We start from the raw sequence: 7968 nt of genomic DNA, 5'->3' as shown, positions 1-7968 counted from the left end.
CTCCTGCATTGCCCTACCTCCTGCATCCATGCAGTCGTCTTTTTCAAAGAGGGGAGTGGATCATCCGCTGTACGTAACAATCAACCTCGTAAAGTTATTTTCTACCAGATCCTAAACATTTGTGGGATAGGTTCAGAAATCCGACAGCGATTTCGGTGGCAGCGCGGCGCGTAGCGCATTCAGAATCGCGATCACATCGATCAATTCCTGCGCCAGGGCGCCGGCGACAGGACTCAGATAGCCCACTCCGGCGGCTCCCATTCCAACCGCACTCAAAGCCATGCCCCCGATCGCGCTTTGCAGGGCGATCCGGCGCATCCTTTCGCCGATATGGAACAACTCGTCCACTTTCAAGAGCGAACTGTCCATGATTACCGCATCGGCTGCTTCGCCGGTAATGTCGCTGTTCTGCCCGAATGCAATCCCGATCGTCGCGGCGGTTAAGGCCGGTGCGTCATTGATCCCGTCGCCGAGAAACACCGTTTTGGCATTCTCCGTCTCGACCCTGACCAGCGCCAGTTTCTGTTCAGGGCTTTGACCGGAATACACATGATCGATCCCGACCAGCTTGGCCAGATAACGGACTTCGGATTCCCGATCGCCCGAGACCAGCATCACCCTGTCGAACAAATGGCTCGGCTGTAGATGATTGATGAACGAGGAACTGTCCGCGCGGACTTCGTCGCGAAATTGCAGCGTTGCGGCATACCGCTCGTCGATTAATACGATGCATTCCAGGCCGCCCGATATTTCCGGCAAACGCGCAAGCGCATCGGGAGAACGGGCGATAAATGATTTACGGCTGGTGATCGCCGCTTTTTTGCCCGAGACGAGACCGGAAATCCCTTGGCCCGGCCGTTCGGCGATTTCCTCGACCGGCAGTAGGGAAAGCGCCGTTTTCTCTGCCGCTTTCAGAATCGCGGCTGACAAAGGATGTTTCGAATACCGTTCGAGGCTTGCCGCCAGCGCCAGGACTTCGCGCTCGTCGAAGTCGGGATCGGTCTTGATCGCAACCAAGGACGGGCGGCCGTAGGTCAAGGTGCCGGTTTTGTCGAAAATGGCAGTCCGGCACAGGCCCAGGTTTTCCAGAACTGTCGGGTTTTTGATGATGATTTCGCGCTTAGCGGCCAGCGAGATTGAACTGATGATGGTCACCGGAATTCCGATCAGCAAAGGGCAGGGGGTTGCAACCACCAGCACGGCCAGAAAGCGGACCACGTCGCCGCTGAAATACCAGGCCGCCGCCGCAATCGCAAGTGCGAGCGGCGCGTACAAGGCGCCGAGCCGATCGCCGAGACGGCGGATTTTGGGACGGGAGTTTTCCGACGAGCGCATCACTTCCATGATCTTGGCATAACGCGAGTCTGCCGCCAATTTATCGGCGCGCACCGTCAGCGCGGCGTCGCCGTTGATCGCGCCGGACAAAACCGGAGAACCCGCGGTTTTCGACATCCGATACGGTTCGCCGGTCAGATAGGACTCGTCCATCGTACTCGTGCCTTCGAGCACGGTGCCGTCCACCGGGCAGATTTCGTGCGGCAGGATCACCAGCGTATCGCCGACTTGGATTTTTTCGACCGCGATATCGGCCAGAGCCTCGCCGGTTTTCCTATGCGCGATCGACGGCATCCGTTTCGCCAGGGCTTCGAGCACCGAGGAGGCCTTGCGCAGCGCATAGGTTTCGAGCACCGCCCCGCCCGACAGCATCAGTACGACCAGGCTGCCGGCCAGCCACTCGTCCAGCCAGACGGCGGTGACGATCGACATGCCGGCCAGCAGGTCGGCGCCCAGGTCGCCGTGCAGCATTTTCACCAGCAGGCGGAAAAGCAATGGAATACCCCCAAGAATCAGGACTGCAAGCAAGGGGGTCTGCATCAGCGCGATGGCGGTGTCGAAACCGTAACGAAAGAAAGGTTCGGACTCGGGGCCGAACGAAGCAGAAAGCAACAGTCGATAGGTATGGCCGCCGGCAGCGGATGCATAGCGGAGCCACAGGTGAGCGCCAATACCGGCCAAGCTTAACAAAGCTATTCCTTGTTCGGAACCGAATGTGGGCGATTTTGCATGCGAGGACTTCGGCATCGGGATTTCGAAAATCTGTCCTTAAGAACGAGTGAATAGCCGTGGGCGGGCGTCTTGATGATATTGCTTATCCGATAACCGGCGAATATTGGTTATAATTTCGGCCGTTTTTTATAAACGATAAACCTGCGGTATTGTGGTCTGCTTTTTCCTATGCCGCAACAAATCGATAATTACAATAAATTCATAATTAGGTAGAGTATCATGCGTCAATTTTTCCTGGGTTCATTGCTGGCCGCGACGGCGTTCGCGGCGTTTCCGGTTCATGCGGAGGTGTTAGGCAAAGACGGTTTGCCGGCGCCGGTCGTCGATCAATTGTATAAAAAGCATCCGAATGCGGCGGACATCAGCGCGCTGCCCAAAAACCATTTCAAGCAGGAACTGTATCAAATCCATTTCAAGGATGGAGAAGAATCGCTGATCGAATATTATCGCAAGAACGGCCACTTCTTCGTCAGCGCGCCGGTCATCGATCCTTCCGGCTTGTTGCCGCCCGGAACCCTGGAGAATCTGAAGGCCGAATTCCCGAACCACGAAATCAAGGAAGCGATTCAGGTTGCGAATCCGAACGGGGCGGGAGAGGAATTCGATTTTACCCTCGACGTTTCCGGTACCCGGTGGTCGGTCTCGGTTGACGGCGCCGGCAAAATCACCGAAAAAGAACGTTTCTGATCGACGCACTTCGTTCCCACGCGCTTGCGTGGGAACGCTATCGCCTTATTCAAGCCAATTGCTCTTCTACCTGCCCATCATGGGCGCAAAACACCGCGCTGGCCAGACGGCTGAAAATTCCGTGTTCGATGACTCCCGGAATCCCGTTCAGTACCGCATCCAGCTTGCGGCTGTCGAACTCTTCCGGAAAAACCGTATCCAGAACCAGGCTGCCGTGCGACGTCACCACCAGGCCGTCCTTGTTCGGCGTTTGCCGCAGTTCGGCTTTGCCGCCGATCGCGGCGAGGCTTTCCCGGACCAGCCGCCAGGCGAACGGAATCACTTCGACCGGGATCGGGTAGCGTTCGCCGATCCGGCCGACTCGCTTGCCGGGATCGATCAGCACCCAGAATTCCCGGCTCGCGCCGGCTAGGAGTTTCTCGCGGACCAGATCGTAACCTCGGCCTTTCAATAAGGTCATGTCCGGCGCAACTTCGTCGGCGCCGTCGACATACACGTCGAGGCCGGGCAACTGTTCGATCCCAATCTGCGGCAGTCCGACTTCGCGCGCCTTGACCGCGCTGACCACGGAGCTGGCGATCGTCTTGATCTTCAAGCCTTCCTGATGCCGCCGGGCGAGTGCCTCAATGAAGCAATTCGCGGTCGACCCGGTGCCGAGGCCGACGATCATGCCGTCTTCGATTTTCTGCGCCGCATACTGCGCGACCAATTCTTTGTCGTTCATGATGTTCTCCGGTGAAGATATTTCCCGTCAGCCGAACGTCGAACCATTCCAGCCCCAGAATTCGGCGGGACAATTGCTGAACTCGATATAGATCCGGTCCGCAGGAATCGCCAGGTCCGTTTCGAGCTGCCGGCTCAGGGCAGCGGACAGCGATTTCGCCTGGCGGGCCGAAAGGCCGATGCTTTTGCATTCGAGATAGGCCAAGGGGGCGTTGCTGCCCGCGAAAACCATCCATTTGTCGGTGTTCAGTTCGACCAGGACATAGCGTTCGGGCTTGCCGGTTTCGGCGGCGACCAGCTGCGACAATTGGCTCAGCAGTTGGGGGGATTTTGCGTTGTCGACGGAAAGATTCGTGTTCAGTTTCAGATAGGGCATGGCGTTTTAGAGGCGGTGAGTGGGGTCGTTATCGTCGATTATAATGCCGCCGTCCGGATTTGTTAATCCGGGGCGGGATTCGGTTTCCGCTCCGGTATTTTCTTGTGTTTGTGGCGTCCGCCAGGTTTTCAATACCCGGTAGACGACGCCTTCCGGTGTCGAGCAGGATTCAACCAGACAGAAGGCGTCGGATTGCCAAACGAGCGGCTCGAAGGCCAGCGGAGGCAGTGCTTTGGCTTTTCTGAGCAACGTCACGTGCGCCTGATAAGGCCGGTCTTCCGTGGGTATCTGCAGCGCGGCGGCGCTACGGTTCAAGGCGTCGACCAGCGAGGCTGCTGCGGTATCTTCGGGTTTGCCGGTCAGACAAATGATTTGGGGCCTGCGCCAATAATCCAGGGAGTCGAAACGGATCGAAATTTTCGCGAAGTCGACCGTTCCGGCCGCTTCAATGAGCTTCGCTTCGACCGTTTCGTCGACGCTGCCGATGAAAACCAGCGTCACATGCAGATTATCCGCTTGCACCGGGCGGCCGGCAGTTTTCAGCGCGGCGGAGAGCGCCGCGCATCTTGCGCGGATTTCAGGGGCGGGCCAGAGGGCAAAAAACAAGCGTTTCAATGTCGTCATCTCCTATCTGGTTCCAGCGGTACGTACGTTGTGAAATCCGATCCCGAATATCGACAATTTTTATTACGATTCTATTCCGCCGCCCCTCTTTCTAGCTGAAACCGTTGCCTTGGTTGAGACTCCGAAAGGAGCCGTTACGAAGATAGCTCAACGACTAAGACAAAGCCAATCCCTTTTTGTTATGATGCCGCCAAAGCGATTCCAATGCGCCGCAGATCCAGTTTGATGCGGCGGTTCCGTCAGCCCACGATTGCAAAGGAGGCGCCTTATGACAGGTCCCACGCTGAATCCGCCACCCGGCGGCGCTCCGATTACGATGCAGAACGGTATGCTGACCGTTCCGGACAATCCGATCATCCCTTACATCGAAGGCGACGGCACCGGCCCCGATATCTGGCGGGCGACCGTGCGCGTGCTTGATGCGGCGGTCGCGAATGCATACGGTGGCCGGCGCAAAATCCATTGGCTCGAAATCTTTGCTGGTGAAAAAGCCTTTCGCCAGTTCGGGACCTGGCTGCCGGATGCGACGGTCGAGGCTTGCCGCGACTATCTGGTTTCGATCAAAGGACCACTGACCACGCCGGTCGGCGGCGGCATCCGTTCGCTGAACGTCGCGCTCCGGCAATTGCTCGATCTGTATGTTTGTCTGCGCCCGGTCCGCTGGTTCAAGGGCGTGCCGTCGCCGGTCAAGAAGCCCGAGTCGGTCGACATGGTGATCTTCCGCGAAAATACCGAAGACATTTATGCGGGGCTCGAATTCGAGCAGGGCAGCGAGGAAAACCGGCGTTTTCTGGCTCTGCTGCAGGAGCACTTTCCGAAGCACTATGCGAAGATCCGTTTTCCCGACACCTCGGGCATCGGCATCAAGCCGGTTTCGCAGGAGGGCACCGAGCGTCTGGTGCGCGCCGCGATCTATTATGCGCTGATGAATAAACGCAAAAGCGTCACGATCGTGCACAAGGGCAACATTATGAAGTTTACCGAAGGCGCATTCCGGAACTGGGCCTATGCGCTGGCCGAGCGGGAATATCCCGAGCAGACCTATACCTGGCTGCAGTGGGAAAAAACCAAGGCTGCAGCCGGAGAAGCGGCCGCGAATAAGGAGCAGGCCGACGCTTTGGCAGAGGGTCGACTGCTGATCAAGGACGCGATCGCGGATATCACCCTGCAGCAGGTGTTGACGCGGCCGGACGACTTCGATGTGATCGCCACGCTGAATCTGAACGGCGATTACCTCTCCGATGCGCTGGCCGCACAGGTCGGCGGGATCGGCATCGCGCCGGGCGGCAATATCAACTATCAGAACGGCGCCGCGGTGTTCGAGGCGACCCACGGCACCGCGCCGAAGTATGCGAATCAGGACAAGGTCAATCCGGGGTCGCTGATCCTGTCCGGCGAAATGATGCTGCGTTATCTGGGCTGGACCGAAGCGGCCGACGCCGTGATCCGCGCGATGGATGCCGCGATTGCGAGCAAAAAGGTCACCTACGATTTTGCCCGGCTGATGGAAGGCGCGACCGAGGTCAAATGCAGCGAGTTTGCGGATGTGATGATCGCTCAACTTGGCGTCAAGACGTAATCTCCATCCCTCTGGGGACTGTCCATTTTACTATGATGAGGTTTTTTATTGATGAATATGCAATCTGGAATGCCGAATGAAACCGGCCTGGATGCCTTGAAGACGAACTGGCGCAGCGACCTGCTCGCCGGTTTTTTTGTGTTTTTGATTGCCTTGCCGTTGTGCCTTGGCATTGCGATCGCCTCCGGCTTCCCGCCGTCGGCGGGCATTATCACCGCCATTGTCGGCGGGCTCCTGGTGTCGCGGGTGAATGGGTCCCATGTGACGATCAACGGCCCGGCGGCCGGCTTGATCGTGGTGATTCTCAGCGCGGCGCAAGCGCTGGGCGACGGCGATCCCTTGGCCGGCTACCGCTATACGCTGGCCGCGATCATGCTGGCCGGCGCTCTGCAGGTGCTGATGGGCGTGTACAAGGCCGGCCAGTACAGTGCGTTTTTTCCGCCTGCGGTCGTGCATGGGATGCTGGCGGGGCTCGGGATCATCATCATCGCCAAACAGAGCCATGTCATGCTGGGCGCCAGTCCTGCGGCGGGGAGCATTTTTGCGACGATCGCGCAGATTCCGCACAGCCTCTTAAATCCCAATCCGGTGATCGCCTTCATCGGTCTGAGCGGACTGGCGATTTTGATCTTCTGGCCCAGGCTCAAGCAGCCGAAATTGAAAGCGGTGCCCGCACCGCTGGTCGTGCTGGTGACCGGTATGGGGCTTGGTCAGATTTTTGGGGTCCAGCATGAACATTGGCATCCCTTTTTGTCGGACGCGGAACTGCAAGCCGGCCATGCGCATGTGATCGCGCCGCGGTTTCTGGTCGATATTCCGGACCAATGGTCGTCCTTTTTCCAGCTTGCCGACTATTCTAAGGCGCTGACGTTGAAATTCTGGGGGGCAGTGCTCAGCATCTGCCTGGTCGGCAGCCTCGAAACGCTGCTGAGCGCGAATGCGGTCGACAAACTCGATCCTTACAAGCGCAAATCCGATCTCGACCGCGATCTGGCGGCGGTCGGCCTGGGCAATACGGTCGCCGGTTTTATCGGCGGATTGCCGATGATCGCCGAGATCGTGCGGAGTTCGTCCAACATCCAGTACGGTGCCAGGACTGGGTGGGCCAATTTTTTCCACGGCCTGATCTTGTTGGTGTTCATCGCGTTGTTTCCGCACCTGATCCACAACATTCCGCTGGCATCGCTGGCGGCGCTTCTGGTTTACACCGGTTTCAAGCTTGCGTCGCCTAAAACCTTCAGCCAGGTCTGGGCAATCGGTGCCGAGCAGTTGGGGTTGTTCTTGATTACGATGATCGGCGTGCTGGCGACCGATTTGCTGATCGGCGTCATGCTCGGCATCGCAGCTAAACTGGTCATTCATCTTGTGCGCGGGGTATGGCTGAAAAACCTGTTCAAAATCCATTTCACCATCCGGCAGACAGGGACCGATTCAATCGTCGTCAAATTGTTGGGTTCGGCCCTGTTTTCGAACTATCTGCCGCTGAAACACGCAGTGGAAGGTTTGGAAAAAGGCAAGACCGTCATTTTTGATTTCACGGACGGTTATCTAATCGATCATACCGTAATGGATTTCATCCACGATTTCTGCCGGGATTATGAGGCACAGGGCGGTGTTTGCCGGGAAGTCGGCCATGCGCTGGAGCGCTTTTCCGATCATGCGCTGGCAGCGAGATTGATGACCGCGGACGACAGAAAATAATACCTTGAAATAATTTGTTCATTTATAGGTTCGGAGAGCGGCGGCAGCGCTTGCTTGGCGCTGTCGTTGTTTCCGAGCCGAACACACCGCTATCTCCTTCCTCTGTTGTGCGGGAACGATGCCGAACATTCGCGCAAAAATAATCCCTCCTGGTTCCACTCAAGGTAATCATCAACTGTAAACGGAATCAGTTGCCGAACTCTGACCTATT

At 57.5% G+C, this 7968-nt stretch carries 7 protein-coding genes; 3 read left to right on the top strand and 4 right to left on the bottom strand.

What is annotated here, in order from left to right; translation table 11 throughout:
* Window positions 1–132 precede the first annotated feature (132 nt).
* Window positions 133–2025, bottom strand: coding sequence for a heavy metal translocating P-type ATPase (locus JJL52_RS20225; protein WP_236994396.1), 1893 nt, complete (start codon window positions 2023–2025; stop codon window positions 133–135).
* Window positions 2026–2286: 261 nt separating this feature from the next.
* On the opposite strand from JJL52_RS20225, the gene JJL52_RS20220 reads away from it, so the two are divergent.
* Window positions 2287–2754: a hypothetical protein gene (locus JJL52_RS20220; protein ID WP_202054330.1), complete on the top strand. Its 468-nt coding sequence runs from the start codon at window positions 2287–2289 to the stop codon at window positions 2752–2754.
* Between the two features lie 49 nt (window positions 2755–2803).
* On the opposite strand, the gene rpiA is transcribed toward JJL52_RS20220, so the two are convergent.
* Genes rpiA through thpR form a run of 3 tightly spaced genes read right to left on the bottom strand, consistent with a single transcriptional unit; the run spans window position 2804 to window position 4477 of the window.
* Complete coding sequence (gene rpiA / locus JJL52_RS20215) at window positions 2804–3478, bottom strand: ribose-5-phosphate isomerase RpiA (protein WP_202054329.1); 675 nt, start codon at window positions 3476–3478, stop codon at window positions 2804–2806.
* 27 nt (window positions 3479–3505) lie between these two features.
* Window positions 3506–3853, bottom strand: a complete 348-nt coding sequence (locus JJL52_RS20210) for a phenylpyruvate tautomerase MIF-related protein (RefSeq protein WP_202054328.1) — start codon at window positions 3851–3853, stop codon at window positions 3506–3508.
* 6 nt (window positions 3854–3859) lie between these two features.
* Window positions 3860–4477 (bottom strand): RNA 2',3'-cyclic phosphodiesterase, encoded by a 618-nt coding sequence (thpR, locus tag JJL52_RS20205; RefSeq protein WP_236994395.1) that lies wholly within the window; start codon window positions 4475–4477, stop codon window positions 3860–3862.
* A gap of 268 nt (window positions 4478–4745) precedes the next feature.
* Between thpR and icd the strand changes: the two genes are divergently transcribed.
* Together icd and JJL52_RS20195 are read left to right on the top strand one after the other, a co-directional pair.
* Complete coding sequence (gene icd / locus JJL52_RS20200; RefSeq protein WP_202054327.1) at window positions 4746–6056, top strand: NADP-dependent isocitrate dehydrogenase; 1311 nt, start codon at window positions 4746–4748, stop codon at window positions 6054–6056.
* A gap of 51 nt (window positions 6057–6107) precedes the next feature.
* The gene (locus JJL52_RS20195; protein ID WP_202054326.1) at window positions 6108–7757 is read left to right on the top strand and encodes a SulP family inorganic anion transporter; all 1650 of its coding nucleotides are present in this window, start codon (window positions 6108–6110) and stop codon (window positions 7755–7757) included.
* Window positions 7758–7968: the final 211 nt, after the last annotated feature.

This window comes from Candidatus Methylomicrobium oryzae, assembly GCF_016745425.1.
Lineage (GTDB): Bacteria > Pseudomonadota > Gammaproteobacteria > Methylococcales > Methylomonadaceae > Methylomicrobium > Methylomicrobium oryzae.
This window is presented reverse-complemented; position numbering and strand designations above follow the sequence as displayed.